The organism is Micromonospora sp. NPDC051196 (assembly GCF_040682415.1).
Taxonomy (GTDB): domain Bacteria; phylum Actinomycetota; class Actinomycetes; order Mycobacteriales; family Micromonosporaceae; genus Micromonospora.
The window spans coordinates 122,220-148,769 of the sequence record NZ_JBFBAY010000002.1 but is presented as its reverse complement, the minus strand read 5'-3'; the positions used below and the strand labels follow the sequence as shown (position 1 = coordinate 148,769).

The following is a 26,550-nucleotide window of genomic DNA, read 5'->3' as shown; positions in this document are numbered from 1 at the left end:
CGGAATGAACTACCGGACCTACTCCCGCAGCCAGGCGGTGCTGATGGTGGTCGCCGCCTTCACGCTGCTGGTCGGGGGCGGCACCTTCACCTACGTTGCCGTCCGGCACTCCCTACCGGCGCCGCTCGAACTGAGCCTCGGTCCGCAGGCGGCGCAGGCCGCCACCCCGGCGGCCAGCGGACTGCGCCACGTCCGGCTGACCGCACCGGATCGGACGCAGGTGCTCGACGACAAGGGCAAGATCGTCGCGATCATGACCGACGGCTCCCGTACGGTGCACCTGGTCGGCAAGAAGCGGACCTTCACCGAGCCCCGGTTCACCAAGGCCAAGCTGCACACCGAGTTCTGGGTGCGGCTCGCGCCCCGGAAGTGGCGGGCCGGGGCGGAGGAGGAGAAATGGTTCGTCGACTGGTTCGCCAAGGCGCGCAAGGACCGCTCGCCGGACATCCTCGCGTTGTCGATGGAATACACGTACCTCGGCCAGCCCAAGCGTGATGAGCAGGGTCGGCAGTACTCGGGGGACGCCGCCTTCGGCCCGCTGTCGGACACCGACCCGGACGGCCGGGCGGAGAACTCCGACTTCTACGACTATCTCGGGGTCACGTGGACCTTCCCCGACAAGGAGGAGCGGCCCGATCCGGCGCACATCCTCAGCCTGGACTGCTCGGGCTTCCTTCGGATGGTGTACGGCTACCGGGCGGGTTATCCGTTGCTCGGCACCAACAACGCCGGCCCCGGGCTGCCCCGCCGGGCGACCGCGATGGCGTCGGTCGGGCCGGGCGCCCTGCTGATGCCGAACACCGGCAAGCGGGCTCGCGAACTGGACCGGCTGCTCCCCGGTGACCTGCTCTTCTTCAACGCCGGGCCGATCCAGGGCGCGAACATCGAGCACTCGGGCATCTACCTCGGCGTGGACGACCGTGGCCACCACCGCTTTATCTCCAGCCGTACCACGGCGAACGGGCCGACCATGGGTGACCTGGGCGGCGAGTCCATCCTCGACGGCACCGGTTACTGGGCGCTGCGCTTCCGGACCGCCCGCCGGCTGTGACCTGGGGGACGGCTCGTCGGGGTCAGCCCTCGGCGAGCTGCTCCGCCAACGCCGCCACCACCTGATCGCCGCTGGCCACGTCGCTTCGGATCGACCAGCTCAACTCCAGGTGGACGAAGACGGTCCCGGCCTCGGCGGCGGCACGACCCTGCTGGTTGGTCCGTCCTTCCAACTGGCCGCACCGGCGCACCCAGGCCCGGCAGGTGCGCAGACCAAGCTCGGAGACGCCGTCGGCGATCCGGCGGGCCAGCCGGTTCGTCGGCGCCGAGCCGGTCGATACGACGATGTCCGAGGTGGGCAGGTTGCGGTCGGCGAAGCCGTGCAGCTGGATCTCGTCGAGGCCGGCGCCGGCGAACGCCACGGCCAGACTGTGGAACAGCGAGCGGTTGTTGTGCGCCACGTCGGCGGCGCCGGCGGCGGCCTGCCGGTGTGCGCCCGCCACGAGGAGCACGCTGCCGGGAACCCGGCGATGCAACGCCAGCCCGAGCTTCTCGGTGTTGATGTCGAACCCAGGGTGCGGCACCTCGATCACCGTGCGCGGGGTGGCGGACCGGTCGGCCAGCACCGCGCCCCAGGTCCGGTCGTCGGAGCCGCTGGCAAGATAGATGCTGCATTTCCGGCCGGTGGTCGGATCGATGCCGTGCCGGGCCTGGAACCCCAGGTCGGCGAAGAGCCGGTCGGTGTCGTCGGCCTTGTCGGTCGCCGCCAGCAGCGACCGTGCCGCCCGGTCGGCCGTACGCCGTTCCGACGCGTCCGGATCACGGTACGGGCCGTCCGGGGACAACGATCTGGTCAGCTCGTCGATGAGCGCGCCCGCGTCCAACTCGGTGGTGGCGCGCGAGGGGGCAGGAGCGCACGCTGAGCTGAGCAGGCTGACCGCCGTCGCCGTCGCCAACACGGTGCGCCGGGTCGGCCCTGCGGCCAACGGCAGATTCCCCACCCGATGCAGGCTAGCCCACCCCACTCCACCCCTCACCCCGCCCTCACCCCACCCCCTCACCCCACCCCTCACCCCGTCGATCTTGCACTTTGTGTCTCGACAAAGGGGTGCATAAGGGGCTGATCGGCGACCTGAAGTGCAAGATCGGCGAGGTGAGGGGGTGAGGGTGGGGAGTGGGGAGTGGGGAGTGGGGAGTGGGGAGATTGTCCTTGGGGGGCGGTTTGGGGGCGCGTAGGGCGGGAAGTCGGTACCCGTGCGAGCGCTATTGACGAAGATTGAGCAGAACTCCCGCCTTGACCGTTTCGGCGATCGGTTGCAGCGCGCGGTACAGGGCACTTTGCGTGGCCAGCGCGTCCGCGATCTGCTGCACGGTGTCTGGTTGGGGCATCCGCTGCACCCTGCGATGGTGCAGGTCACGGTCGGTTCCTGGATGAGCGCGGCGGTACTGGACCTGCTGCCGGGCCAGCGGCGGGCGGCCACCGCGCTCATCGCGGTCGGCACCGCCAGCGCCGTCCCGGCCGCAGTGGCTGGGCTCAACGACTGGGCGGCCCTCGCCCGTGACCAGCGCCGGGTGGGCCTGGTGCACGCCGCGTCGAACAGCGTCGCGCTGGCGTTGTACGGGGGCTCGCTGGCCGCCCGGCTGTCGGGCCGCCACGGCCTCGGCCGTACGCTCGGCTTCCTCGGACTCAGTGCCGCGAGCGCCGGGGCGTACATCGGTGGCCATCTGGCGTACAAGCAGGGCGCCCAGGTGAACGTGAGCGTCTCCGACCTGCACCTGATCAGCGACGGCTGGCATGCGATCGACGAGATGGCCAGCCTGCCCCAACGGGAACTGGTCACCCGCAAGGTCGACGACGTCTCGGTGATCCTCTACCGGCACGGCGACGACGTGACCGTGATGCTGGAGCGCTGCCCGCACCAGAGCGGGCCGCTCGGCGAGGGCGAGGTACGCGAGATCGACGGTCATGCCTGTGTGGTCTGCCCCTGGCACGGCAGCACCTTCCGCCTCAACGGTGGCGAGGTGGTGCACGGCCCGTCCTCGAACGACCAGCAGATCCTGCCCACCCGCGTGGTGAACGGCAAGCTTGAGGCACGCCTGCCCTGACCTGCTCGCGCGACCGGCAGGCGCGATGACCTGCGGCCTGCTGCCGCGCTGCGGCCGCCGCAGCCGGCGACGCCGGTCGTTGGTCAGTCCTTACGGTGCCGGCCGGCGGGAAGTTCGCGTGGCGTGCTGCTGCGTCGGTGCTGCCAGGTGCTGGCCGAGGCGGCCACCGGCCGTCGGCGCAAGCCCAGCACGGCGCCGATCTGCGCGCCGACGATGCTGGCCACGGCCAGTACGGCGGAGATGGCCAGAGGGCGGTTCACCCGGTCGGGATCGCCGGCACGGGCTGCGCCCACCGTCACCACCGGCGGGTGGCCGTCGGAATCGTCGCGCGGCGACGTCGGCTGCCGATCCTCCGGCGCGGCAGGTGCGGATGTCGCGGATCCCGGCTGCGGCGTTGTCCCACCCGGTTGCCCGGTGGCTCCGCCCGGCTGCTGCGTTGCCCCACCCTGCGTGGTCCCATCCTGCGTGGTTCCGCCCGGCCCGGCCCCGCCAGGGTTTGTCGGGGTGGGTCGCGCTCCCGCCCCGCTGTCCGGAGCGGCCGGGGTGGGCGAGGGCCGTGCCGGCGTCGCGTCCGGGGTGACCAGCCGACCGGTGGCGTGCGCCCGTGCGCCTTGGTCCTGGGCATCCGCCGGAAGCTTGATCAGCTGTCCGGGGCGGATCTGGTCCGGGTCGCGTAGCCCGTTGAGCGCGGCGAGCTTGCGGTAGTCGTCGAAGTCGTCGAGGTACCGGTCGGCGACCTTGCCGAGGTAGTCGCCCTTGGCCACCCGATAGACCGGAGTCGCTGCCGCCGTGGAATCGGCGGTGGTGGAGCCCATCGTCAGCCGCAACTCCGTTGCCGGCTGAGTAGCTGAGCTGCCGGATCCGAGTGTGGTGGCGGTTGCCGGCGAGGCGTACGCGACGGTTGCGGTGGAAGCTGCGGCGTACGGCCCAGTGGTGTAGGCGGCGGTGGCGGCGGCGGCCGGGCTGGCGACGAGGATCAGCGCGACGGAACCGACCAGGGCGGCGGCGGCCCGCTGCTGCCGGCCCATCCCGGGCAGCCGGGGCGCCGGTCGGCGCAGCGTGTGGGCGCTCAGCTCCACGAGTACGGAGAGGGCGAAGGTGGCCCAACCGAACCAGCCGACCAAGGCCAGTGCCCGCAGGAACAGTTGGCCGTCGTCGCGGCTGGTGAGGGTGGTGCCGATCTCCGCCAGCGTGGGTACGTGGTCGGGCAACGGATTGCCGGCGAAGGCGACGAGCGCGATCGGCCCGCCGACCAGCAGGCCGACCAGCACGACGAGCGCACCGATACCGGTCAGGATGCGACCGAGCCGCCTTACGGCGGTGCCACCCGATGCGGCCATGACGACCTTCCTTCTCTCAGGGGAGCCCGGTCAGCGGACGCGCGGTCGCCTCACCGGAGACGGTGACGGTGTTGGAGAAGCCGAGGAGGCCGAGCATGGCCCGGCGGTAGGTGACCGTGACGCGTACCCGGATCAGGGTTTCGCCGTCGACCACCGGGAAGCTGACGGTGTGGCCGTTGGCCCCGGCGGCGGCGAGATAGTCCGCCACGGCGCGACGGGCCTGCGGCCGGTTGATCTGCTTGGGTCCGCCCTCGATGGCGGTGGCCCGGTCGATGGCCTGGCCACCCGCCCGCGCCGCCTCGGCAGCCAGGTTCTCGGCCCGCTGGAGGGTACGCAGTTGTCCCGCGCCGTCGAATGCCATGCCGATGATGGCCAGCACCCCGACGAGGGCGATGGCGAGGAAGATGCTCACCCGCCCGTCCTCGCCCCGGCCGGCGGTCATCCTCGACTCCGGTAGCGGTCCAGTGGCGAGGTGAACGAGGCGGTGATCCGGTTGCCCGCTGGCATGTTCTTCAGCGCGGGAAGCCTGATGTCCTGGTAGGACACTGTGCAGGCGAGTTCGACGGTGATCGAGGCGTCCTGCCCGACGGGGCTGCGGAACGCCGCGTTGAAGGTGGTGGACCGGCCGCCGACCGTACCCCGGAAGGTGATCTGTGGGGCGCCGGTGCAGGCCACACCGCGCCAGTCGAGTTGCTGCCGGGCCGCCTCCCGGGCCTCTCGGCGGGCGGTGGCGGCGTCCCGGGAGATCGAGGCCGCGCGGGCGGCGTCGTGGGCGGCGGCCTCCAGCGCCTCACTGGCCACGGCGGTACGACCGGCGACCCCGGCCAGCACCATCAGCGCCACGAAGGCCGGTGCCAGGACGGCCACCTCGATCGAGACCGAGCCCCGGCTCATGGTGCGGTCCACCGTTCCACCGTCCCGTGTGCGGTCTGCCGCACCGAGAATTTGACGCCCGGCACGATCGACAGGGCGCGACCGGTCACCGTGCAGGTCACATCGGTGGCCGTGGTGACGCAGCTGGGCCCCGGGTTCTCCCAGCCGACCAGCCAGTCGCCCGCCTGGTTGAGGAACTTCGTCGCCCGCTCGGCACCGGCGTTCGGGGCGGCCTCGTGCAGCCGTTGGGCGTTGACGCCGCTCTGCGCGGCGTTGAGCGCGGTCGAGCGGGCCACGAAGACCGCGGCGACCTGGATCGAGGCGAACAGCATCAGCAGGATCGCCGGCAGCGTCACGGCCAACTCGACCGGGTTGCCGCCCCGTTCACCGTCGCCCGGCAGCCGGTGGTGCCGGTGCGCCACGGCCCACCGGCACCACCTCTCGGACCGGAAACGACGCATCGTCAGTCAGCATCCCCAGGGCCGGGGATGGCGTCCATCCAGCCGTTGGCGGCGGTGAGGGCGGCGGCGGTCACCGCGAGGGCCACCGTCACCAGACCGAAGATGATCACGGCGGTGGGCACCGGACTGTCACCGCGATCGCCGGTGAGTTCGGCCAACCGCGCCCGTAGCGTGGCGTGTAGGTAGGTGATGAGCGACATCGGACTGCTCCTTTGCAAAAGGGATTGGCCTAGAGGCGGGCCAGGAACGGATAGATGGCGAAGCCGAGCAGGACGAAGACCAGCAGCGCGCCGGGAATGTCGAGCCGACTGGTCACCCCCTCGGCGCGGGCCAGGTTGTCGGTGCGGATCTGGTCGCGTAGCGAGTCGGCGCGGCTGCGTAGCGTCTCGTGAACCTGGGCGCCCTCGCTGCCGGAGGACCGCATGATCGCGCCGACGTCGCCCAATTCGGGGATGCCGATCCGGTCGGCGAGGTCACGCAACTCGTCCCAGGGCGAGTGCATCTGCATCTGGGCCATCCGCAAGGCCTCGGAGATCCGCTCGAACACCCAGCCCTCGCAGATCGCCGCCGCCCGTTCCAGCGACTGCACCGGCCCGTGCGCGGCGGAGAGCTGCAACGCCACCAGGTCCAGGTAGGTGCAGACCGCTTGGCGGAACTCCTCTCGGGCGGCCTCGGCCCGGGTCAGCACCGCCCGATGCGCCACCAGGGCACAGAGCGCCGCCAGGCCGAGGCTGCCCAGCACCGGTACGGCCACCGGCAGCGACACGCCGACGGCGAACAGCGTGAAGCTGAGCAGGGCCGGTGCGGCGAGCCCGATCAGCGCGGACGACACCAGGGAGAGCGCGTACTGCTCGGGGGTACGGTCGAGCAGGGCGAGCTGTCGGTGTGGTGGGCGCAGCCAGCGGGCCAGGCCGGTGAGCCAGTCCAGCCGAGGGTCAGCGGGGTTGGGCCGGGCGACTCCGGCCGGTGGGTGCAATCGGCGCAGCGCCGGGCCGAGCGCGGGGGTGGCCGGCACCAGTTCGCGTATCACCAGGAACACGCCCAGCCCGATCGCCGCCCCGGCGACCACGGCGATGGTGAGATGCAGGTTCACGCCACCACCTCGTCGGGATCGGGGGCGGGCAGGAAGCGGGCCGGTCGCGGTGGTTGGCTCATCGAGCGCACCCAGGCCAGCAGGCCCACGAAGGAGGCACCGAGCACCGCCATCACCAGCTGCCCGAAGGGCGTGCCGTACGGCTGCACGTACTCGGCGTTGAACAGCCCGTACGCGATGGTGGCCAGGGTCATCCCGGTGAGGAACCGGACCGCGAAGCGGGGCTGGGTGCGTTTGGCCTCGATCTCCCGCCGGGTGGCGACCTCGGCCGCCGCCGCCGTGGCGATCGAGCCGAGCACGTCGCCGAGCCGCTCACCCCGGTCGGTCAGGTGCAGGATGAGCGCCGCGACCACCTGGTCGCAGACCGGGTCGCCGATCTCGTCGGCGAACGCCAGCAGAGCGGAGCGGGCCAGCCAGCCGGCCTGAAGTCGGGCGGCGAGCAGCCGTACCTCCTCCTCGATCTCCTCGGGCGCGGTGCCGACCGTGCCGATGATCGCCTGCTGGAGTCCCTGCCCGGTGGCGGAGACGTCCTTCAGTCGGCGGGTCCACTCACCGACCGCTTCGATCCGGGCGATGGCCCGCTGCTCGGCCCGGCCGACCGAGAACAGCCACGGTGTGCCGGGTACCGCCACCGCGACCAGCAGGCCGACCACCGGCAACCCGGTCAACAGGAAGGCCAGCGCGCCCGCGACCACCGCGCCGATCAGCAGCGCCTGGTGGGCCTGCTGCTCGCGGACGGTGGTGCCGGAGCCGCGCCACAGCCGGCTGATCCCCGGGCCGGCGCCCGGCGCCGGGCCGGGCGGGCGGCGCGTGCCGACCAGCGCGACGACCGTCAACACCAACCCGGCCACGCAGGCCGCCCCGGAGACCACGGCGATCAGTTCGATGTTGTCGAGCACCACTCACCGCCGACCGAGTCGGGTCTGCTTGGGCCGACGCCAGGCGCCCTGCCCGGCCTCGATCCAGCGGCTCAACAACCGGGCGTCGTAGCCCACCCGCAACAGCTGATCCCGGACCCGCTCGGGCAGGTGTCGGGGCACCGCCCGGCCGTCCGGGCCGGGCCCGAACACCTTGGTGGTGGTGATCCGGTTGCTGTCACCGACACCGATCACCTCCTCGACGTGCGAGACGAACCGGTGCTTACGCCCACCGATGCCGGTCTCGTCCTCCACGGCGACGTAGACGATCAGGTCGAGCGCGTTGCCGGCCATCCGGCGGGCCTGGTCGACCGTCATCTCCCGGCCGTGGGCCAGCGCCAACTCGATGATCCGTTCGCTGACCCCACCCGGGGTACGGGCGTGGATCGTGCACATCGATCCCCGACTGGTGGTCATCGCCTGGAGCATCGGCACGATCTCCCGGGAGCGCACCTCACCGACGATGATCCGCAGTACGCCCATCCGCAGCGACACCGGGATCAGGTCGGCGATGCTGACCTCACCGGCCGGTCGGCCGTCGGGCCCGCGTTCGCCGTGTCCCTCTCGGGCCTCGAAGCTCATCACCGCCCGGTGCCGTTCGGTCCGGCGGGCCGGCAGCAACTCCCGACTCTCCTCCAGCAGCACGTACGGCTCGTCGGGCGGGATCTCGCTCATCAGCGCCCGGATGACAGTGGTCTTACCGGCCCCGGCCAGCCCGGCGACCATGATGTTCAGCCCGGCGCGCATCGACGCGCGGAGGAAGTCGCGCAGCAGCGGGTCGACCATCTCGTCCAGGTCACCCCGGCTGCCCGCCAGGTCGTCGAGGGTCACGTCGAGGGTGTTGTGCTTGCGGATCACCGCGTACGGGCGGTGGCTGACCAGGAACACCGCCGCCAGCCGGCTGCCGTCGGGCAGTTGCAGGTCCAGGGTGGGCTTCGAGGTGGACAGCGAGCGTTCGGTGGCGCCGGCCCGGCGGGCCGCCGCCTGGAGGATCTCCACCAGTTCGTCGTCGCTGTCGGCGATCGGCTCGACCCAGTCGACGCCACCGCCGTGCCGGGTGATGCGCACCTGGTCGCAACCGAGGATGTGGACCTCCTCGATGGTGTCGTCGATGAGCAGGGTCTGCAGTCGACCGAGGCCGGCCAGCTCGGCGGTGACCTGGTCGAGCAGCAGCCGTTCCGCACCGGCGGCCATCGGGGTGCCGGCCCGGCGCACCGAGTCGGCGTACTCGGCGACCAGTTGCACCGCGAGCCGGGCCCGTTCGGTGTCCTCCTCGTCGACGCTGAACTCCCGGCCCCGCTGCCACCGGGTGAGCTGTTCGCTCAGCTGGCGGCGCAGCTCTCGGACCACCTGGAAGTCCACCCGTGGCCGGGGTTGCGGCTCGGGTGCTGCCGGTACGGCCGACACGGGCACCGGCACCGTCGCCGGGTGGCGCCCGTTGGCCGGGGGCAACGGCGGGGCGATCGAGGTCGCGCCGGGCGGCTGCCGCCGGGGATCCGAGGAAACCGGTTCAAAGCGCATCCGGCACCCCCTGCGAGACCGGCCAGGCCAGGCGGGCTCGCCGCCGTTCCAGCAGCGCGCCGACCGGCACCTCAAGCCCACGGGCCGCGCGCAGCAACGGCCGTCCGGCGCGCACCGTGCCGCCCAGGCTCAACACCCCGGCGGTACGCGGATCGTGCGGCAGCCGGGCGATCACCGGCAGCTGAAGGGCCTTGCTGATGTCGCCCTTGCCGTGGCCGTCACCGACCAGCAGCAGCCGCAGCGTGCCGGGCTCCACCCGATGCTCGGCGAAGTCTCGTTCGAGCGTCTTGAGCATGGCGCGGGTGCCGGACAGGTCGGGCAGCTGCGCCCGGGTCACCACCAGCACCACCGACGCGGCCCGCAGCAGCGGCCACGGCGTGCCGACCACGTGCAGCCGTCCACAGTCGACGATCACGTCGTACGGCGGATCGCCACGTTCCAGCCCGGTGAAGAAGTCGGCGAACCGCTGCCAGAGCGGGATGACGCTGCCGGCCTGGGCCGGGTCGACGACTCCGGGCAGCAGCAGGCGTTCCCGGCGCGGCGCGTCCAGGTCCACCAGCTGTGACCAGAACGCCGTGTCGAGGTTGCCGTCGCGCAGTTCCCCGACGGCCAGTTCGCCCAGGCCGCGGGGGCCGTCCAGCGCGCCGCCCAGGTAACCGGCGAGGATCGAGCCGCCGGCCGGGTCACACTCGGCGAGGACCACCCGACGATGCCAGCTCAGCGCGCAGGCCAACGCGGTGGTGGTCACCCCCGGCGAGCCCTTGGCCGAGACCAGCGCGATGATCGCCATCAGGCCGCCTTGGTGAGCACGACCGCGATCCGGTCCTGCGCGGCCAACGCCACCACGGCTGGCACGTCCCGTACGGCCAGGGCCAGGTAGACCACCACCTCGTCGCGGCCGTCGGTGCTGACCGCGTCGGTGACGGTCGCGGTGAACCGGGTGGTGCCGGACGCCGAGCTGCTGCTGCTGTTGTTGTCGCGGGGGATGCTGACCAGCAGGACCTGGTCGCCGGGGCGAAGCTTGGGAGCCGGCACCTGGGCCGTGCGTAATCCGAGGGCGATCTGTTGCTGCCCGGGGCCGAGCAACGGTTCGTCGGTGAGCTGCGCCATGGTCAGCAAGGTGCCGGGGGCGAGCGAGACGGCGGCGCGCATCCCGACCACGTCGTCGAGCCGTCCGGCCGGCACCGGGTCGAGCCCCTGCCCACCGGCCACCTGCACCGAGACCAGGTCGCTGGCGCTGAGCACGCTGCCGACCTCGACCGTCCGGGCGATCGCCAGGTAGCTGCCGGTCGCCCGGACCGAGGTGACCGCGAACGCCGCACCCAGCCCGCCGAGGGCGATCAGCAGTACGGCCAGCCCGAGCAGCCCGGGCCGTACCCGGCGTTGCCGGACCACCTTGGGTGGGGCGACCGGCGCGTCCACCGGAGAGGGTCCGTTGCGGGTCGCCACGCTCATCGGGTCACCACCTGAAGCTCGTCGATCTGGATTTGCACCGGGCCGGTGGTGCGGGTGACGCCGCCGATGCTCCCGGTCTCGCCGCCGCTGCTGCGCCAGGTGACGCTCCAGTGCGTCGTGGCCTGGACGCGGTACGTGCCGGCCTTGGTGTAGCCCTTGTGGTAGCCGCAGTCGGGGGAGCGCCCGCCGGCGTGTCGGCTCCGCCGGTCGTACGCGGTGCCGGGGCCGTCGCAGGTGACCCGGTCGCCGTTGCCCATGTTCCAGACGATCCGGTCGACCTCGGCCCGGATGGTGACGGTCAGGCCCCGGTCGGAGGCGGACGCGCTCTGCGGGCCGAAGTAGGTGGCGCCTCGGCTGCCCCACATCCAGACCGGCAGGCCGACCAGCCCGGGACCGACGTCCTTGCGCGGCGCTACCGCCGCTCGGGGCGCGAGCAGGGTGATGGAGGCGAACGCCCGGCGGGCCAGTTCCTCCGGGTCCGGCGGGGCGCCGAAGCCCGGTGGCGGTCCCTCCAACAGTTCGGTGCGTACGCTGCCCAGTGAGCCGCCGTCGCAGGTGAGCACGTACCACTGCCAGCCCTCGGGTGCCTCCTGCTGCGGCTCGGCGAGCTTGTAGTAGCAGCCGTCGCCGTTGTTGAACCAGCCCAGGTCCTCGTCGTAGCAGGGGATGGTGCGGCCGTTCCACTGGCAGACGCCCCCGCCGGAACCTCCACCGCCGTTGTTCCCGCCGTTGTCGCCACCGTTGCCCCCGCCGCCGGGGGTGCCCGGGTCGTCGTCCCAGACGTTGCAGTTGGGCTGGGCGGGCGGGCATTCGCCGCCGGGGTCGGCGGCACCGGCCGGCACCGCGGGGCCGGTGACCAGCAGCAGCGCCAGTACGCCGCCGAGCAGCACCCGGCGGACGGCTGCAGCCGTCCACGGCCGTTGCAAGCTCGGATCGGTCGGCGGCCGGTGGTTCGTCGCCCGGGTCAGCACGGCTGGTCCTGGTGGGCCGAACCGCTGCTGATCAGCCAGCGACCGTCGGGATAGCGGGTGGCGGTGGCGGTGGCGAGGTGACGCGTGCCCCGGGTGCCCGGCACCACCTTCTCGTCGGCGACGTAGACCAGTCGGTATCCGGTGGCGTCCACGCAGTCCTGGATCTCCACGGTCGGCGGCTCGGCGGCCAGGTCGACCGAGATCACCGTGGGGTCGGAGCGCAGGGTGCCGGCGCTGACCGCGCCGTTGGCGCGGGCTTGCCGCAGGCTCAGCCGGACCCGGGTCAGCAGCGGGTCGGCGACGAACCGGCTCAGTTCCGGATGTTCCGGGTCGCTGTGTCGGCTCGCCGCCCGGGACGCGGTCAGATAACCGGCGTACGCCTTCAGTGCCGCCTTCTCGGCGGCCTTCTCGTCGGCGGCCCGTTCGCTGCCGGCGGGCCTGTGCCGATCCGTGGAGGTGGTGCCGGACATTTCCGGCGGGCTGGTGCAGGCGGTGGTCGTGCCGACCGTGGCCACCGCGACCAAGCCGGCTGTCCAGCGACTCAGCTGCCGTGTTCGCACCCTCGTGCCCTCCTCGGTACCGACCCGGCGACCGCCGTCGCCGACGTTTCAGGGCGTGCGGCAGCGCGACCGGATGGTCCTCTCCGGGCCGGTCCAATACGCAGTCGCATTTGCCCTTACGGATCTTCTACAAATGCACTGTCCTGGGTGGTTGTGGCCGTCGGACGTGGGTTGCGTCACATCCAAGGGGCGAGCATAAGCTGACGCCGGCCGATGCAACAGAGGCAATTCACGCGACTACTCTGAGTCATGAACGGTGGTGGTGCTCGATGGTTACCGGAGGGTTGCCGGGGGCGGTCAGGGCCGGTTCGGCGTCGGATCGGCCCGAGCGGCGCCTCGACGAGATCCGCTGCCACGCCGGTGGCGCCGAGGTTGGATGCGGCGGGGTGGGAAATGGCATGTGGCCCGATCCGTCCCCCGGCTTACCGGTCAAATCGGCTCAGCAATTGCTCGGGATGGGAATCCCGTTGATCTTGGCAGCGCAATTCGATCGAGTCGCGGCCGTCCTACAGGGTTCCGTTTCGCAACTTTCGGATCACCTGTGGATCCGAGCGGTCAGATTACGTAACGTATTCACCTTCGTCGGGAGGTTGGCGTGAGCCGGTCGTACGCCACCGAGCCGGCGCGGCACGACAGCCCGCCACCCACCACCTCCACCCGGCGGCCCCGGCCCATGGCGGTGCTGGCCTTCACCCCGCTGCTGCGGTACGCCGTCGCCCGGCACGCCGTACCGCCGGGGGCCGACCGCCGCAGCGGATGCGACGCCTGCGGCACGACGATCGGCCTCGACCAGCCCTGGCCGGCGCTCGGCCCGACCGCCCGCTGCGGCAACTGCCGAGCCCGGATCGGCGCGCCACCGGCCACCGTCGAACTGGTCACCGTGGCAGCCGTCGCCATCCTGCTGCTGGCCCACCCGCCCGCGGGTGAACTGATCGCCACCGCCTGGTGGCTGGCCTTCGCGGTGCCGCTGGTCTTCGTCGACCTCGCGGTACACCGGCTGCCCGACCGGCTCACCCTGCCGGCCGCCGCCGGCACCTGGCTGCTGCTCGGGTTGACCGCACTGGCCGACGCCGGGCCGACACCATGGCTGCGCGCCACCGCCGCCGCGCTCGGGCTGGCCGGTTTCTTCGCCGCCACCACGCTGCTGTTCGGTGCCCGGGGTTTCGGCATCGGTGACGCCAAACTCGCCCTGAGCGCGGGCGCCCTGCTCGGCTGGTACGGCTGGGCGATCCCCGTGCTCGGGCTGCTGCTCGCGGTGACGATGTCCGGCCTGGTCGCCCTCGGCTTGCTGGTCACCCGACGGGCCCGCTGGTCGAGTCATCTGCCGTTCGGGCCGTACCTGGTGCTCGGCACCCTGGGGGCGCTGCTGCTGGTGTGGTGAGCGGGCCGGCTTCCCCGGCCGGCCGCCGCCCCAAGGGGCGGTAAGGAAGGGCACCTTATTAACGCCTGCGGTAGAGGAAGGGCCCCTTATTAACAAACTGTCAGTCGGCGGGCTGCGGCAGGTGCTCCTGCTGCTCGCCGAGGACTGAGCCGCCCGCCATCCGCTGCCGTACGGCGGTCAGCTCCTCGAAGGCGTACGCCCAGTTGTGGCACTTGAAGCTGCGTAGCCCCTCGATCGGGGTGCGGCAGTCGGCGCAGCGTACGCCGGCGATGGCGGCGGGAAGACCGGTGTTGACGTAGCGGCGCTCGCCGAGGATCACCGTCGCGATCATCGTCGGGTCGTGCACGCCCTTCAGGGCCGAGGAGACGATGTCGTACCAAGTGATCCGGCGAGCGCACGTCGGGCAGTCCGGCTGGTCGCCGCTGACCCACAGCGGGGCGCCGATGGTGCGCGGTGGCATGCCCAGCAGCTTCTCGATCCGGCGTACGTCGGCCTCGGGGGTGGTCCAGCGATGCCGGCCCGGCAGCGAGGCGGGTGAGTCGTAGACGGCTTGGAACATCGCGGTGTCGACCTCGACGGTCTCGCGTTCGCTGGTCACGGCGTACCTCCCGGTCGGTCGACGCCCTCCACCGTGGTCACCGGTGGGCAACGGGCACAACCGGATCAACGACACGGCGCCTCGGCCGGCGTCGGCAGCGCCGACTTCCGGAGGCCCAGGATGATCAGGTACCCGAGGATCCAGAACTCGCCGACGGTCGCCGGGACCACCAGCAGGTCCGCGAGCATCCCCGCGTCGGGGGCGAGGTACGCGATGAACGTGTTGAGCAGGTAGCCGATGCCCCCGACGACGAGGACCCAGCCGAGCGCGCGGGGCAGCCACCCGGACCGCAGCACACACCAGCCCATCGGTACGAGCCAGAGGCCGAAGAAGAGCCCACCCACGGTCCACAGGTTCCCGCTGACCAGATACAGCAGTTGGACGGTGTCGGCGGCGTCACCGAACGGTTGGGCCGACACCTCGGTGGCGGTCGCGAGGAGCGCGGCGCTGCCGAGGATCGCGATGGCGTTGATCATGCCGAAGGCGGCGATACAGCCGGCGGCGGTGCCGTCGACGGTGCGGAACAGCCGGTAGAACCAGACGGCGGTGCCGGTCTGGGTGAGCACGACAAGCAGTTCGAGCGCGATCGCGACCCGGGCCAGGGACTCGTTCTGCACCAGGTGGGCGAGGGTCGCCTCGGGGTCACCGGCGGCGAAGATTCGGGGCCGGATGGTCAGGAAACCCAGTGCGCCGGCGACGGCCAGGCTGAGGTAGAACAAGCCGGTCGTACGGGCGGTGCGGATCAGCGGAGGCATGGCGGCTCCTTCGGTATGCGGTAGCGGATCCGGTTTTCGGGTGTCGTTCTGCGCAACACCTGAGCCTTACGGCGTAAGGCAACCATACGATGTAAGGTCAAGGGAAGATGGGGAGCCGCATTGGGTGCGAGGAAGTTTCGAGAACCGCTGAGTCGGGAGCGGGCCCTGGCCGCCGCGATCGCCCTGGTGGACGCCGAAGGTCTGGCCGCGCTGACCATGCGTCGACTGGCTGCCGAAGTCGGTGTCGAGGCGATGTCGCTCTACCACCACCTGCCCGGCAAGGAAGGTCTGCTCGACGGGCTCGCCGAGGCGGTCGCCGCCGAGATTCAGGCAGCCGTCGACACCACACTGGACGGCGGGCACTGGCGTGCTCGCCTGCGGCAACGGTTCCTGGCAGCCCGCTCGGTGATGCTGCGTCATCCCTGGGCACCCGCGCTGCTCGGCGCCCGCCCCAACATCCCCGCCGGGCTGTACGGCTACTACGACGGCATCATCGCCACGCTGCGCGACGGCGGCTTCTCCTACCGGATCGCCCACCGGGCGCTACACGCGTTCGGCAGCCTGGCACTCGGCTTCGCCCAGGAGGTCTTCCGGCCCGCGTCGGCGGGCGGTCAGACCGACGTCGAGGCCGCCGAGGAGGAGTTGGCCGCGATGGCCGCCCAACTGCCCCACCTGACCGCGATGGTGGCCGCCGAGGCGCATGCCGCCGACGACCCGACGCTCGGCTGGTGCGACAGCCAGGTCGAGTTCGAGTTCACGCTCGACCTGCTCTTCGACGGCCTCGAAAAGGCCCGCGACTGAGTCCAGGTCAGGCGAACCCGGTCAGCGGTTCTGCCGTTCGACCGCGCGCCGCAGCACACCACGTACGCCGGGCAGGGTGATCGCGCGCATCGTGACGTCGTTCAGCCACACGTGGACGCGGCTCGGTGGGGCGTACTGGTGCATGCCCCGACGGGCGAGTGCCTGCCGCTTGACGACCTCCGGTCGTAGCGACGCCTCCCAACCGGCGAGGGCGGTCGGGATGTCCTGGTCGGGCCGGCTCAGAGCGGCGCCGAGCCGGTCCGCGCCGGCCAGGGCGAGGGCAGCACCGTGCCCAGCGAAGAGGGTGACGCACCAGGCCGCGTCGCCGAGCAACACCACCCGACCGTCGCTCCACCGGGGCATGACCACCTGGCTGACCTGGTCGAAGTAGGCGCCGGCGGGATCGATGGCCAACTGCCGAAGCGCCTCGGGCACCCCGGCGGCGAGGTCGGCGAAGGCCGCTCCGACGGCGTCGACCGCGCCACGAGCCACCTCCTGCCCCGGATCATCGCAGCGGTAGGTGAAGAACGCCGATGATCTGCCGGGCCCCAGGTTGATGATGGCTGCCGTCCGGCCGGGCCCGATGAAGGTCGTCGCGGACGACTCGGGCACCTCCGCCACCGGCTCGGCGAGCGGAACCGCCGCCACCACGTACGGCAGGTCGACCCGGTGCTGCGCGCCGAACACGGACGCACGGGTGGCGGAGTGCACCCCGTCGGCACCGACGAGCAGGTCTGCCTCCTCGGTGCTGCCGTTGCTGAGTTCGACCCGTACCCGGTCGGCATTCTGGTCGATCGCGGTGACTGTGGTGCCGAAGCGGAACTCGGTGTGCTCGCGGGCCGCGTCGTACAGCGCGGCTTCCAGGTCGCCGCGGAACACCGTCATGGCGCGCGGGCCGAGGGTGGCCTCGGCGAGGGCCGCCGGCACGGTGAACTTCGGCCGCCCGTCCGCGCGGACCAGCACTGTGGTGAACAGACCCAGCGCGCGGTCGGAGAGGGCGGGGAGCAGGCCGAGGCGCTGCGTGGCGTCGTACCCCGACCCGAGCAGGTTCACCAGGTAGCCGCTGCTGCGTCGGCCCGGGGCCCGCTCCACCACGGTCGTGCGCCAGCCGTCGCGGCCGAGCCGCGTAGCCGCGGCCAGACCGGCGATCCCCGCGCCGACGATCACCGCTCGCCTCATCCGGCACCCTTCCAAGACCAAGAATGAGCGTACGCTCAAATAGTATGAGCGTTTGCTCATGCGGGGCAACCGGGGTTCCCGCGCCGCGCCTAAGATCAGAGGCATGCCGCGCGGAGTCGCCACCCCCGAGCCTCGGCAGCACCTCTTCGCCGCCGTGGAGCGCGTCATCGTCGGCGAAGGGCCGAGCCGGCTCACCAGCCGGGCCGTGACCCGCGAAGCCGGCGTCGCCACCGGGCTGCTGTTCACCCACTTCACGAACTTCGACGACTTCCTCGTCGGCTACGCGGTCGACCGGAGCTTCCAACTCGCGAGCGCGGTGGCCGGGCTCCCGGCCCGCGCCGGAAGCGCGACGGTCGCCGAGAACCTCAGCGAGATCGGCCAGGCGCTCCCGGTGGACACGCTGGTGACGATGACCCGGCTGATGGCGTACCGACCCGGCATCACCGCCGGCGTCGAGTCGGTGTTGGGCGACGGGAGCGCCGGCCTGCAACCGGTCGAACGGGCGATCGTCCGCTACCTCGCCGCCGAGCAGCAGTTGGGCCGGGTGCCCGCGAGCGCCGACCCGGAGGCGCTGGCCCTGGTCGTGACCGGGGTGCTGCACCACGTGGCGCTGACCGACGGCACCAGCCCGGTGGCCGCCAGCCGGCTCCACCGCGCAATCGCAGCGCTCACCGACGGATTCCCCACCGTCGCCCAATGACCACGGCGCCCATGATGCTCAGGGTTTGACCGCTCGCACTAGCTTCGCCGGCATGCGCCCCCGTATCTATCCGGCAGTGCCCATCGCGGGGTTGTTCGCCTCCCTGTTGATCCTGGCGGCCGGGATCTTCGCCGACCTGGGGCCGCCCCCACCGACCGGGGAACTGCGCCCGGCCACCGTGATATCCATCGAACACGACAGCATCGGCCGACCATTCGTCGCCCTGGTCAGAGTCGACACCCCGGACGGGGCGGTCGTCTGCGGCCTCAGGAGCTCGCAATTCGATGGCGGCCGGCTGCCCGGACTGCACAGCGACCTGACGGTGGACTACTGGCCGACCGGGTGCGCCCCGCCACCGGTGTCGCGCGAACTGTCCCGCGAGGTGATTCTCGCGATGGGCGTGGGCGGCACGGCACTGATGGCGTTCTGGCTCTGGGCAGGCCGCAAGGCCGGCCTCTGAGCGCACCCCCTGCGGTGAATCCGTCACGTCGAAGGTCACCGGAGCAGGCAGGCATCCGCCTTGCCCAGAACATCTGGCGTCTGTCAATATCATCTGCCCCGGGTGATCATCGCCCGGTCGGTACATGGGGGACGGATGCGCATCGGCTCGCGCTCAGCTCGACGGATCGTGGCACTGCTGACGGTAACGGCACTCGGCGGCTCCGGAGGCGCCGTAGCGGTGGTCACGCCCGCCTCGGCAGCCGGGACCACACTGCAATCCGAGCAGACCGTACGCCCACCAGCGGTGAGCTCGTCCGACTATCCGATGTATCCCAACTCGCCCAACCTCGACTACACGGTCGGGGTGACGGGCGCCTTCCGGTTCCTCACCTACCGCACCGACGCCGTGGCCTTCGCCTGGCGGCTCGGCGACGACGGAGCTTCCGGCACCGTCCCGGCCGTCGATCGCCTGGGGTACGCGTCAATCACCCCGGTCCGTGCCGGGATGCAGACCCTGTACGTCCGGGACGTGACCGCCGACGGCGCGCAGTCGACCGAGACGGCCTACGACTTCAAGGTCGACGACGGCCCACGGCTGGTTGATCGCGGCGAGGACGGCGCGAAGGTGGTGGTCGGCGGGTCGCGGACGGTACGCCTGCGGCCGGGGCGGCCGGACGTCGTGTCCTACACCTACAGCCTGCGCGACCGGCTGCACGCGACGTACCACACCGGCACGGTGGACGCGCGCCCGGACGGGACCGCGGACCTCACCTGGACAGCCCTCCACCACCAGATCGACAACCTCCTGGTGCACAGTGTCAGCGCCGACGGCACGATCTCCGCGAGCCGGTACGTCTCCTACTCCGTCGACGGCGCCACGCCTACTGTGTCGCGTATCCCCGGCGTGGGCTGGGTGACACCGACCACCTTCACTGCCCGTACCCGGATGGCGAACCCCGTCGAGTACGTGGTCACCGTCAACTCTGACGCGAACAGCCGGCAGATCCTCACGCCGACGGCCGACGGCAGCGCCACCTTCCAACTCATGCCCACCGTCAGGGGCACCCACTACATCAACATCTTCGCCCGCGACGCCGCCGGGGTGCAGACGAACAGCGCCATCATCCTCTGGTCGGTCTCCAACCGTCCGGTGGTCACCTCGACCGACTTCCCGTCGAACGGCGTCGGCCGGGTATGGCCCGGCACCTTCACCTTCACCGCCGGACTGCCCGGCACCACGGAGTTCCGGTACCGGATCAACGGCGCTCCGTCGATCGCCGTCCCCGCCGGCCCGGACGGAACAGCGACCGTGTCCTGGACGCCGCCGACGGACGGCGCCCACGAGGTGCTCCTCTGGAGTGTGACGGCCACCGGCAGCACCTCGGACGTCACCGAACACCGCTTCCAGCTCAAACGCCGCCTGATCGCCCTCGACCACGTAGAACCGAATTCGGTGACCACCGGCGCGGTGCACCTGCTGGAGCTGACCGGCTACGGCATGCACAAGCAGGACCTCATCGAGGTCATCCCCTCCGACGGCAAGCCGGTACCCGCGCAGGTCCACCATGTGACCGGGGGCGGCTCGATGATGCTGGTCTACGCCGACCTGACCGGCGTGGCGACCGGTCCGGCGACGGTACGGCTCACCCCGCACGACGAACTCGGTCGCTCGGTGACGTGGGCCAGCAGATTCCAGATCGTCGCACCGCCCGCGCCGAAGGCCACGAAGCTGCCGGCGATCACCGGCACGGTCGCCGTCGGCAGCACCGTCAAGGCCAGCACCGGGACCTGGACCCCCAGCGCCACCTCGTACAAGTACCAGTGGGCGGCGAACGGCACCGCGATCAAGGGCGCCACCGGTGCCTCACTCAAGATTCCGGCCGCGCTGCTCGGCAAGAAGCTCACGGTCACCGTGACTGCCATCCGAACCGGTCACCCGAACGGCAAGGCCACCTCGAAGGCCACCGCCGCGGTCGCCAAGGGCAAGGCCCCCAAGGCAACGAAAAAGCCCAAGATCAGCGGTACGCCCAAGGTCGGCCGAAAGGTCAAGGCCCTGGTCGGCACCTGGTCGCCGAAGGTGGACTCCTACAAGTACGAGTGGCGGCTCAACGGAAAGCTGATCAAGGGAGCGACCGGCAAGACACTGAAGCTGACCTCGACGATGCGGGGCAAGAAGCTCACCGTCACAGTGATCGCCCGCAAGGCCGGCCACGCCAACGGCAAGGCCACCAGCGCGAAGGTCACCGTACGCCGCTGACGTGCCAACTGGTTCGCCGCGTCTACGCTGCTCGTACGACGGGCTGACCGCACCACAGCCGACTTTCCGTGCTGCCAGTCCATCGGACAGAGTCGATTTCACGGGAGGGGAAGTGGGCGCACGCATAGGGCTGTATTACCCGTTCATCCATTTCCGTGATGAAGCCTGGTTGAAGCTCACGTCGCTCTACTGGGACCGAATGGGCCGCATCGTGCCCAGTCGATTCAATCTGCGTGATAGCGACACCGTCAGGGAGTTCAAGGACGCGGACTACATCCGAGACTTCCATCCGGTCCGGGAGCAGGAAGAATCAGCGCGGGCTTTCCGGGAGCTGCTGACCAGCCACGGTGATCAACTCCGCCGCCGGTACGGATTGCACCTCTCCGAAGGCTGGCCCGACGAGCCGACAACCGTCCAATCACATGCCGCTCATTTCGGAAACCCTAAACTCACCTACGTCTTCGGCCCGAAGATCAACCCGCAACTGCTGGACCAACTGGAGCAACTCTCACTCGCCGAGCCGGGTGGGTCGCGGGATCCCCGGTGGGTCGGCATGCACCCGAAGTTGGCCAGTCTGTACATGACTGCCCTCGCCCAAGCGGTAGCCAGCCGACGAGGGGCACAGCCAATCACCGACGACGCCCTCAGCCATGTCGGCCTCGGAGACTTCGGAATGGAACGCCTCGCCGAGGCGCTGCTTGGCGACACGGCGCAGCCGCGGCCACGCTCTACGTACGAGGCGGAACAGTTCATGGCAGGACTGAGCCTGCGGATGGTGGTCCCAGCCGACATCGAGGGTGTGTCGGCAAACCAATTGATCAAATTCCGCGAGCGGTACGCGGCCGAGCGCGATGCCTTCCAGCAGCAGATCGAGGCTATGGTCGCCGGCATCGACGTGGACGGCATTCGCGACCCGGATGCCCTGCGCGACCACCTGCGCGTGCAGCACGAGAAGCTGATCCAGCCACACCTTGCGGACCTGGAGCGACGACTCAAAGACGCACGCATCGACACGACGCTGGCTCTCATCAACATAAAGACGGAGGTACCCGTCGGCCTCGCTGCTGTCGCCGCCGCCATCGCACTCAAGGAGCAGTCGTTGCTCATCGCGGGGGCCGCGGCGTTGAGCGTGTGGCAGGTATGGCAGGACCGCAGGCACGCCCGCAGAGGAGAAATCGGCGGACTACCTGCACACGCCTACCTCTACCGCATCAAGTCGGAGCTTCAGCCCGCCGACCTTGCGAATCGAATCCAGGCGCTCGGTCGGCGCCTCCTGCCGAACAAGCCCTGACTCCTGACGTTCCGTCACACCGCTCAGCGCCTTCCAGCGACAACTCCATGTCAACGATTGTGCTCGCCGTCGATCGCCTGCTCACCTCGCTAGGGCTTGCTGTACTGCTGGCGGCTGTCTGGTCCAGCCGATGAAGCGTCGGTGCAGTGCGCTGGCTGGTGCCCAGGGCATGTCCTCGGCGGCCTGGACGAGGTAGGCACCGAGGTAGAGGGCCAGTGACACGGGCGCGTCGGCGTACTCCGCGCGTAGTTCTCGCCGCCGGGTCGGGCACGGCCAGGGCAGGTCGCAGCCGCCGCAGCTCCAGATCGAGCACCATGAGTAGTTGTCCGACGACGCTTGGAGTCGTTGTGCCGTTCGATCATCTACGGATTCCCGAAGACCTCTGGTCGCACCAGGACATACGTGCGGCTCTTGCTGCCCGCGATATCGGCGCCCTGTTTCGGCTACTTACTCGGCATACCGGCGCGAGTCAGACCCGCATCGGGGCCGCCGTCGGCTTGGAACAGGGCTACGTCAGCCGGATCATCGCCGGCCGGAAGGTGACCTCCATCGACGTACTGGAGCGCATCGCCGACGGCTGCGCCATGCCCGACGAGTCACGGATGACGCTCGGCCTCGCGCCTCGCCAGCGGTCATATCGCGCGGACATGGCCGACCACCGTTACACCCGCCACAGTGATCTTCCGGCCAACCGCTCCTGGCACGAGGACGTCCGCGCTGCCGCGCAGTTATGGGAAGGCGACGTGAACCGCCGAGAACTGCTCCGCCAAACAGTATTCAGCTCCGCCGCGTACACCCTGCCCGCCCTACGCTGGTTCACCGCAACCAGCACGCAGCCCGTTGCGCAGGACGGCCGCCGAACGGTCGGTCAGCCCGACATCGACACCATCCGCGAGATGACTGCCACCTACCGGCGACTCGACAACCAGCATGGCGGCGGCCACGCCCGCGCCAACGTCACCCGCTACCTCCACCACGAAGTCACGCCCCTGGTAACCGAAGGCCGATACGATCCGGCAACCGGCCGCAAGCTGCTCACCGCCGTCGCCGAACTGACGCAACTCGCCGGCTGGCAGGCGTACGACATGGCCGAACACGGCCTCGCCCAGCGCTACCTCACCCATGCCCTCGACCTGGCCCGAAACGCCGACGACGCCGGCCTGGGTGCCGAGATCCTCGCCGCGATGAGCCACCAAGCCACCTACCAAGGGGTTGCCGGAGAGCGCTATGCGGACTTCGTCTGAGCCAGGATTCCTGGCTCACTCGTCCGCTACCGGTCGCCGTAGTGGTACCGGCAGGCAATGATCTCGACGTCGTCCTTGGTGATGCGGTAGACCAGCCGGTGCTCACGGTCGATTCGGCGGGACCAGAAGCCGGACAACTCGCCCCGCAGGGGTTCCGGCTTGCCGATGCCCTCGTATCCGTTGCGCATCACGTCCGTGATGAGGTCGTTGATGCGTTTGACCAGTTTACGATCGGTGTGGCTGAGGTACTGGCTCCAGGCTGTCGCGGTGAAGACCAGCCTCACGCGACGTCTCGCACGGTGGCCGGGTCGATCAGGTTCCGTTCGGCCGCGTCGCCCTGCTCAAGCTCTGCGATCGAGCGGCGCAGGGCGGCGGCGTTGGCCGGGTTGCGAAGGAGATACTCGGTCTCCTTCATCGCCTCGTACTCCGCCAGCGGCACGATGACCACCGGTTCGTGGCCCGAGCGGGTCACCACCACTTCCTCGGCGTCGTTGATGACGCTGTCGAGTTCGGCGGCCAGGTTCTGGCGCAGCTGGGTGAAGTTCACGGTCCGCATGACGACCTCCAGGGCAGGTACAGAAAACTGTACCTCGGGTGGAGTGTGTCGCCCACTTCCGGGCCCATGCCGTACGGGCCGAAACGCGACCCAAACAACCTCAGGAAGGACCGCTGACCTGCGGGAAAGCGGGCCGGAGGTGCCACCATGCGAACCAGTCGGTGACCATCGCCGGTGGCCCGCTACCGCTTGCGAATGGGCAGGCCAGCCCAATGAAGCGCGATTCCAACCGTGGCCTAGAAGCGGTAGGCGTCGCGCCGGTGGCGGATCGAGTGGATCTCCACGACGCGTTTGGCTTCGTTGATCCGGTAGATGATTCGGTACGTGCCGCGGCGGGCGGAGTGGAAGCCGTCGAAGGGCTCGTCGAGTGGTTTGCCAGCCCGATAGGGGTTGACCGCGATCGCGTGCTGGATGGTCTCCGTCGCCGCGACCGCGACTTCCAGCGGCAGGTCCTCGTGCAGGTTGCGGCGGGCCAGCCGGGAAAACATCACCGTGTACGGGCTGGTCGCCTCGCGCGTGTCGTCCCGTCGCCCGCTTTGCGGAGGCATCAGGCCGCCCTACCGCGACGCCGTTCCAGCTCGGCGCGAACCTCGTCCATCGAGAACGTGTCGCCGGCCGCGAAATCCTCCCGCGACTGGCGTAGATCCGCGAGGGCCTCGTCGTCGGAGAGCAGGTCGAGCGTCTCCCGCATCGACTCGTACTCGGCGACCGAGATCAGCATCACGTCGGCACGTCCGTTGCGGGTGATCGTGAAGTGGTCGTGCTCCCGAGCGACCCGGTCGGCAAGCTCGGCGATCCGGGCCTTGGCTTCGGTGATCGGAATGGTCTCCATGGCAGCCATTTTAGCGACCGGTTGGAATTATGGCCAATCTGAACCCGTATCGCGACCCGGCCTCTGCTCCGCTCGTTGAGTGTCCGGACCAGCAATCGATGCCTCGGAGGACCCATGACCGTCCGGCGTCGCACCGCCGCCCCTTGTCGTCCTTGTTCCCCGAGCACGAGGCTGACATCCACGAAATCGCCCAGCGCGCCGGGTCCACCCGGAAGAGGTCGAAATCCGCCTCGCCGAGGCGCTCGAACACCTCCGTCACCAAGCGCACCACATCTACGACGCCTGACAGCTGCCCACTTCCCGACGTGCCCGGGAACCCGCCCGGACCCATCCACTATCCCCGCCTGCATCTCCGCCGGCTGTCGGTTGATTGTGATGAAGCCGTAGGGCGACGCTGCGGAACCCGCTCGCCGGACTGCCCCGGATGTGAGTCGGGCTCGGGGGCATGGCAGCAGCGCGGCCAGGAAATCGACCTCGGCCCGCGGCTTCGCTGCTCGTGGACCCCTCCGTTTGGGTATCCGTTTCGAGTGGGCCGCCAGGGACTCGAACCCTGAACCTATGGATTAAAAGTCCACAGCTCTGCCATTGAGCTAGCGGCCCGCGGCCCACAGGCTACCTGACCCCCACGGCCCGGCGCGCGATGCTCAGGCCCCCAGGCGCGCAGCCGACAGCCGGATCAGGTCGGACGGAAGCTATCCCAGAACGGCGACGCGACAGGCGATTCGCACCCGGCTGGCAGGATCGGGTCGGTCGGCACTGCGACACGGGGAGGGTGAGCATGCCGGAGCCGATCCGCGTCGTCGTGGCGGTGTTCGGTCACCTCGGTGTCGGCGGCGCGGTGCTGGGTTGGTTGGTTGCCGCACTGGTCTGCCATGCGGTCACGTTCGTTGTAACGATGCGGTCGAACGTGCCGCTCAACAATCAGTTGGACGCCGCCAGGTCGGTCGACGGGACCCCCGACCTGGCGGCGTTCCGACGTCGGTTCGAGGGGCCCTGGGTGCGGTGGAACCAGGTGCGGACGGTCAGCTCGGTCGCCGCCTTCGCCTGCCTGATCGGCGCCCTGCTCGCCCGGTGAGGTGTCTCCGGAAGGCGTCGACACGGCGCGTGCTTGGAAAGCCACTTATCGGGTACGGGCCGGACATGCGCATCGTGGTGGTGGGGGCGAGCGGGAACATGGGTACGGCGCTGCTGCGCCGGTTGCGGCGCGAGCGCGACGTCCAGGTGATCGGGGTGGCGCGGCGGCTGCCCCACGCGGGGGCCGGTGAGCCGTACGACGGGGTGCGGTGGCACTCCTGTGACATCGGTCTGCCGGGTGCAGCGGACGAGTTGACCGGGGTCTTCGCCGGTGCCGATGCGGTGGTGCACCTGGCCTGGCAGATCCAGCCCAGCCACGACCAGCACGTGTTACGCCGGACCAACGTGGACGGCAGCCGGGCGGTGGTCGACGCGGTGCTGCGTGCCGGGGTGCCGGCCCTGGTGTACGCCTCGTCGGTCGGCACGTACGCGCCGGGGCCCAAGAACGCGCCGGTCAGTGAGCGCTGGCCGGCGACGGGAGTGGTCGAATCGTCGTACAGCCGGGACAAGGCGGCGGTGGAGGAGATGCTCGACGGGATCGAGCGGACCCATCCGGGGTTGCGGCTGGTACGGCTGCGGCCTGGGCTGATCTTTCAGCGGGCGGCGGGCACCGAGATCGCCCGGTACTTCCTCGGGCCGCTGGTGCCGGTGCGGCTGCTGCGGTACGGGCGGCTGCCGCTGGTGCCGGCCAACCGGCGGCTGCGGATGCAGGCGGTGCACGCCGACGACGTGGCTGACGCGTACGCCCGGGCGATTCTGGGTGATGTGCGCGGCGCCTTCAACGTCGCTGCGGACCCGGTGCTGACCCCGGAGCTGGTGGCCCGGCACTTCCACGGCTGGACGGTGCCGGTGGCCGCCCCGGTGCTGCGCGCCGCCGCGGCGCTGACCTGGCGGGCCCGGCTGCAGCCGATCGACGCCGGCTGGGTGGAGTTGGCGTTGAACGCACCGCTGATGTCCAGCCACCGGGCCGAGACCGAGCTGGGCTGGCGACCCCGGGTCAACGCGGTCGACGCACTCAAGGAACTCATCGCCGGAATGGCCGAACGTGCCCACACCGACAGTCCGCCGCTGTCTGCCGCACCCGCCCTGCCCGGTCGCCCGGCCGGGCTCGTCCGGGTCCGCCCGGCCGGCCACAGCAACCCTTACTGACGGGG

Annotated in this window: 30 protein-coding genes, 1 tRNA gene and 1 pseudogene; 11 read left to right on the top strand and 21 right to left on the bottom strand. The window is 70.5% G+C overall.

Going from position 1 to position 26,550, the window contains the following annotated elements:
* The first annotated feature begins 4 nt into the window (after window positions 1–4).
* Window positions 5–1,051, top strand: a complete 1,047-nt coding sequence (locus AB0M35_RS06470; protein WP_363742312.1) for an NlpC/P60 family protein — start codon at window positions 5–7, stop codon at window positions 1,049–1,051.
* A gap of 22 nt (window positions 1,052–1,073) precedes the next feature.
* Here AB0M35_RS06470 and AB0M35_RS06465 read toward each other — a convergent pair whose 3' ends face one another.
* Window positions 1,074–1,991 carry a hypothetical protein gene (locus AB0M35_RS06465; protein WP_363742309.1) on the bottom strand — a complete coding sequence of 306 codons (918 nt, stop codon included), beginning with the start codon at window positions 1,989–1,991 and terminating at the stop codon, window positions 1,074–1,076.
* Between the two features lie 253 nt (window positions 1,992–2,244).
* On the opposite strand from AB0M35_RS06465, the gene AB0M35_RS06460 reads away from it, so the two are divergent.
* The gene (locus AB0M35_RS06460) at window positions 2,245–3,096 is read left to right on the top strand and encodes a Rieske 2Fe-2S domain-containing protein (RefSeq protein ID WP_363742306.1); all 852 of its coding nucleotides are present in this window, start codon (window positions 2,245–2,247) and stop codon (window positions 3,094–3,096) included.
* Window positions 3,097–3,179: 83 nt separating this feature from the next.
* Here the strand turns inward: AB0M35_RS06460 and AB0M35_RS06455 are convergent, their stop codons facing one another.
* From AB0M35_RS06455 to AB0M35_RS06400, 12 genes are all read right to left on the bottom strand, one after another.
* A complete protein-coding gene (locus AB0M35_RS06455) occupies window positions 3,180–4,436 on the bottom strand; it encodes a LysM peptidoglycan-binding domain-containing protein (protein ID WP_363742303.1) in 1,257 nt (418 codons plus the stop codon).
* A 16-nt stretch (window positions 4,437–4,452) separates the two neighbouring features.
* Complete coding sequence (locus AB0M35_RS06450) at window positions 4,453–4,878, bottom strand: pilus assembly protein TadG-related protein (protein WP_363742300.1); 426 nt, start codon at window positions 4,876–4,878, stop codon at window positions 4,453–4,455.
* A complete protein-coding gene (locus tag AB0M35_RS06445) occupies window positions 4,875–5,330 on the bottom strand; it encodes a TadE/TadG family type IV pilus assembly protein (protein WP_363743009.1) in 456 nt (151 codons plus the stop codon). Before AB0M35_RS06445 ends, AB0M35_RS06450 begins: the two co-directional genes overlap by 4 nt.
* Window positions 5,327–5,770 carry a TadE family protein gene (locus AB0M35_RS06440; protein WP_363742297.1) on the bottom strand — a complete coding sequence of 148 codons (444 nt, stop codon included), beginning with the start codon at window positions 5,768–5,770 and terminating at the stop codon, window positions 5,327–5,329. The genes AB0M35_RS06445 and AB0M35_RS06440 overlap by 4 nt, the downstream gene beginning before the upstream one ends.
* A 2-nt stretch (window positions 5,771–5,772) precedes the next feature.
* Entirely contained in the window at window positions 5,773–5,970 is a 198-nt protein-coding gene (locus AB0M35_RS06435) for a hypothetical protein (RefSeq protein WP_363742294.1), read from the bottom strand.
* A gap of 29 nt (window positions 5,971–5,999) precedes the next feature.
* Window positions 6,000–6,863: a type II secretion system F family protein gene (locus AB0M35_RS06430; RefSeq protein WP_363742291.1), complete on the bottom strand. Its 864-nt coding sequence runs from the start codon at window positions 6,861–6,863 to the stop codon at window positions 6,000–6,002.
* Window positions 6,860–7,762 carry a type II secretion system F family protein gene (locus AB0M35_RS06425; protein ID WP_363742288.1) on the bottom strand — a complete coding sequence of 301 codons (903 nt, stop codon included), beginning with the start codon at window positions 7,760–7,762 and terminating at the stop codon, window positions 6,860–6,862. The genes AB0M35_RS06430 and AB0M35_RS06425 overlap by 4 nt, the downstream gene beginning before the upstream one ends.
* A 3-nt stretch (window positions 7,763–7,765) precedes the next feature.
* A complete protein-coding gene (locus AB0M35_RS06420) occupies window positions 7,766–9,301 on the bottom strand; it encodes a CpaF/VirB11 family protein (RefSeq protein ID WP_363742286.1) in 1,536 nt (511 codons plus the stop codon).
* On the bottom strand, window positions 9,291–10,091 hold the full coding sequence (locus tag AB0M35_RS06415; RefSeq protein WP_363742283.1) for a ParA family protein: 801 nt from the start codon (window positions 10,089–10,091) through the stop codon (window positions 9,291–9,293). The genes AB0M35_RS06420 and AB0M35_RS06415 overlap by 11 nt, the downstream gene beginning before the upstream one ends.
* Window positions 10,091–10,756, bottom strand: a complete 666-nt coding sequence (locus tag AB0M35_RS06410) for an SAF domain-containing protein (RefSeq protein WP_363742280.1) — start codon at window positions 10,754–10,756, stop codon at window positions 10,091–10,093. The genes AB0M35_RS06415 and AB0M35_RS06410 overlap by 1 nt, the downstream gene beginning before the upstream one ends.
* On the bottom strand, window positions 10,753–11,646 hold the full coding sequence (locus AB0M35_RS06405; protein WP_363743007.1) for a hypothetical protein: 894 nt from the start codon (window positions 11,644–11,646) through the stop codon (window positions 10,753–10,755). Before AB0M35_RS06405 ends, AB0M35_RS06410 begins: the two co-directional genes overlap by 4 nt.
* 74 nt (window positions 11,647–11,720) lie before the next feature.
* Complete coding sequence (locus AB0M35_RS06400; RefSeq protein ID WP_363743005.1) at window positions 11,721–12,197, bottom strand: hypothetical protein; 477 nt, start codon at window positions 12,195–12,197, stop codon at window positions 11,721–11,723.
* Between the two features lie 763 nt (window positions 12,198–12,960).
* Here AB0M35_RS06400 and AB0M35_RS06395 point away from each other — a divergent pair.
* Window positions 12,961–13,668: an A24 family peptidase gene (locus AB0M35_RS06395; protein WP_363743003.1), complete on the top strand. Its 708-nt coding sequence runs from the start codon at window positions 12,961–12,963 to the stop codon at window positions 13,666–13,668.
* A gap of 100 nt (window positions 13,669–13,768) precedes the next feature.
* On the opposite strand, the gene AB0M35_RS06390 is transcribed toward AB0M35_RS06395, so the two are convergent.
* Both AB0M35_RS06390 and AB0M35_RS06385 read right to left on the bottom strand, forming a co-directional pair.
* Window positions 13,769–14,266: a hypothetical protein gene (locus tag AB0M35_RS06390; RefSeq protein ID WP_363742277.1), complete on the bottom strand. Its 498-nt coding sequence runs from the start codon at window positions 14,264–14,266 to the stop codon at window positions 13,769–13,771.
* 65 nt (window positions 14,267–14,331) lie between these two features.
* A complete protein-coding gene (locus AB0M35_RS06385; RefSeq protein ID WP_363742274.1) occupies window positions 14,332–15,021 on the bottom strand; it encodes a DUF4386 domain-containing protein in 690 nt (229 codons plus the stop codon).
* Window positions 15,022–15,141: 120 nt separating this feature from the next.
* Here AB0M35_RS06385 and AB0M35_RS06380 point away from each other — a divergent pair, with 120 nt between their 5' ends.
* Window positions 15,142–15,822: a TetR/AcrR family transcriptional regulator C-terminal domain-containing protein gene (locus AB0M35_RS06380; RefSeq protein WP_363742271.1), complete on the top strand. Its 681-nt coding sequence runs from the start codon at window positions 15,142–15,144 to the stop codon at window positions 15,820–15,822.
* A gap of 21 nt (window positions 15,823–15,843) precedes the next feature.
* On the opposite strand, the gene AB0M35_RS06375 is transcribed toward AB0M35_RS06380, so the two are convergent.
* Window positions 15,844–17,001 carry an FAD-dependent oxidoreductase gene (locus tag AB0M35_RS06375; RefSeq protein ID WP_363742268.1) on the bottom strand — a complete coding sequence of 386 codons (1,158 nt, stop codon included), beginning with the start codon at window positions 16,999–17,001 and terminating at the stop codon, window positions 15,844–15,846.
* Window positions 17,002–17,104: 103 nt separating this feature from the next.
* Between AB0M35_RS06375 and AB0M35_RS06370 the strand changes: the two genes are divergently transcribed.
* From AB0M35_RS06370 to AB0M35_RS06350, 5 genes and pseudogenes are all read left to right on the top strand, one after another.
* Window positions 17,105–17,701 (top strand): TetR/AcrR family transcriptional regulator, encoded by a 597-nt coding sequence (locus AB0M35_RS06370; protein ID WP_363742265.1) that lies wholly within the window; start codon window positions 17,105–17,107, stop codon window positions 17,699–17,701.
* 52 nt (window positions 17,702–17,753) lie between these two features.
* Window positions 17,754–18,161, top strand: coding sequence for a hypothetical protein (locus tag AB0M35_RS06365; RefSeq protein ID WP_363742262.1), 408 nt, complete (start codon window positions 17,754–17,756; stop codon window positions 18,159–18,161).
* Window positions 18,162–18,296: 135 nt separating this feature from the next.
* Window positions 18,297–20,399: a hypothetical protein gene (locus AB0M35_RS06360; RefSeq protein WP_363742259.1), complete on the top strand. Its 2,103-nt coding sequence runs from the start codon at window positions 18,297–18,299 to the stop codon at window positions 20,397–20,399.
* A gap of 112 nt (window positions 20,400–20,511) precedes the next feature.
* Window positions 20,512–21,690, top strand: coding sequence for a DUF6236 family protein (locus AB0M35_RS06355; RefSeq protein WP_363742256.1), 1,179 nt, complete (start codon window positions 20,512–20,514; stop codon window positions 21,688–21,690).
* A 347-nt stretch (window positions 21,691–22,037) separates the two neighbouring features.
* A pseudogene (locus AB0M35_RS06350) lies at window positions 22,038–22,895 on the top strand (helix-turn-helix transcriptional regulator); the annotation flags it as partial.
* Between the two features lie 65 nt (window positions 22,896–22,960).
* On the opposite strand, the gene AB0M35_RS06345 reads toward AB0M35_RS06350, so the two are convergent.
* From AB0M35_RS06345 to AB0M35_RS06325, 5 genes are all read right to left on the bottom strand, one after another.
* Window positions 22,961–23,218, bottom strand: coding sequence for a Txe/YoeB family addiction module toxin (locus tag AB0M35_RS06345; protein WP_363742253.1), 258 nt, complete (start codon window positions 23,216–23,218; stop codon window positions 22,961–22,963).
* The gene (locus tag AB0M35_RS06340; RefSeq protein ID WP_363742250.1) at window positions 23,215–23,490 is read right to left on the bottom strand and encodes a type II toxin-antitoxin system prevent-host-death family antitoxin; all 276 of its coding nucleotides are present in this window, start codon (window positions 23,488–23,490) and stop codon (window positions 23,215–23,217) included. The genes AB0M35_RS06345 and AB0M35_RS06340 overlap by 4 nt, the downstream gene beginning before the upstream one ends.
* A gap of 236 nt (window positions 23,491–23,726) precedes the next feature.
* Window positions 23,727–24,038, bottom strand: a complete 312-nt coding sequence (locus tag AB0M35_RS06335) for a type II toxin-antitoxin system RelE/ParE family toxin (protein WP_363742247.1) — start codon at window positions 24,036–24,038, stop codon at window positions 23,727–23,729.
* Window positions 24,038–24,322 carry a type II toxin-antitoxin system Phd/YefM family antitoxin gene (locus AB0M35_RS06330; RefSeq protein WP_332904308.1) on the bottom strand — a complete coding sequence of 95 codons (285 nt, stop codon included), beginning with the start codon at window positions 24,320–24,322 and terminating at the stop codon, window positions 24,038–24,040. The genes AB0M35_RS06335 and AB0M35_RS06330 overlap by 1 nt, the downstream gene beginning before the upstream one ends.
* Window positions 24,323–24,850: 528 nt before the next feature.
* Window positions 24,851–24,922, bottom strand: a tRNA-Lys gene (locus tag AB0M35_RS06325).
* 40 nt (window positions 24,923–24,962) lie between these two features.
* Between AB0M35_RS06325 and AB0M35_RS06320 the strand changes: the two genes are divergently transcribed.
* Both AB0M35_RS06320 and AB0M35_RS06315 read left to right on the top strand, forming a co-directional pair.
* Window positions 24,963–25,397 (top strand): DUF1772 domain-containing protein, encoded by a 435-nt coding sequence (locus tag AB0M35_RS06320; protein WP_363742244.1) that lies wholly within the window; start codon window positions 24,963–24,965, stop codon window positions 25,395–25,397.
* A gap of 65 nt (window positions 25,398–25,462) precedes the next feature.
* A complete protein-coding gene (locus AB0M35_RS06315) occupies window positions 25,463–26,545 on the top strand; it encodes an NAD-dependent epimerase/dehydratase family protein (protein WP_363742242.1) in 1,083 nt (360 codons plus the stop codon).
* The last annotated feature ends 5 nt before the right edge of the window (window positions 26,546–26,550 follow it).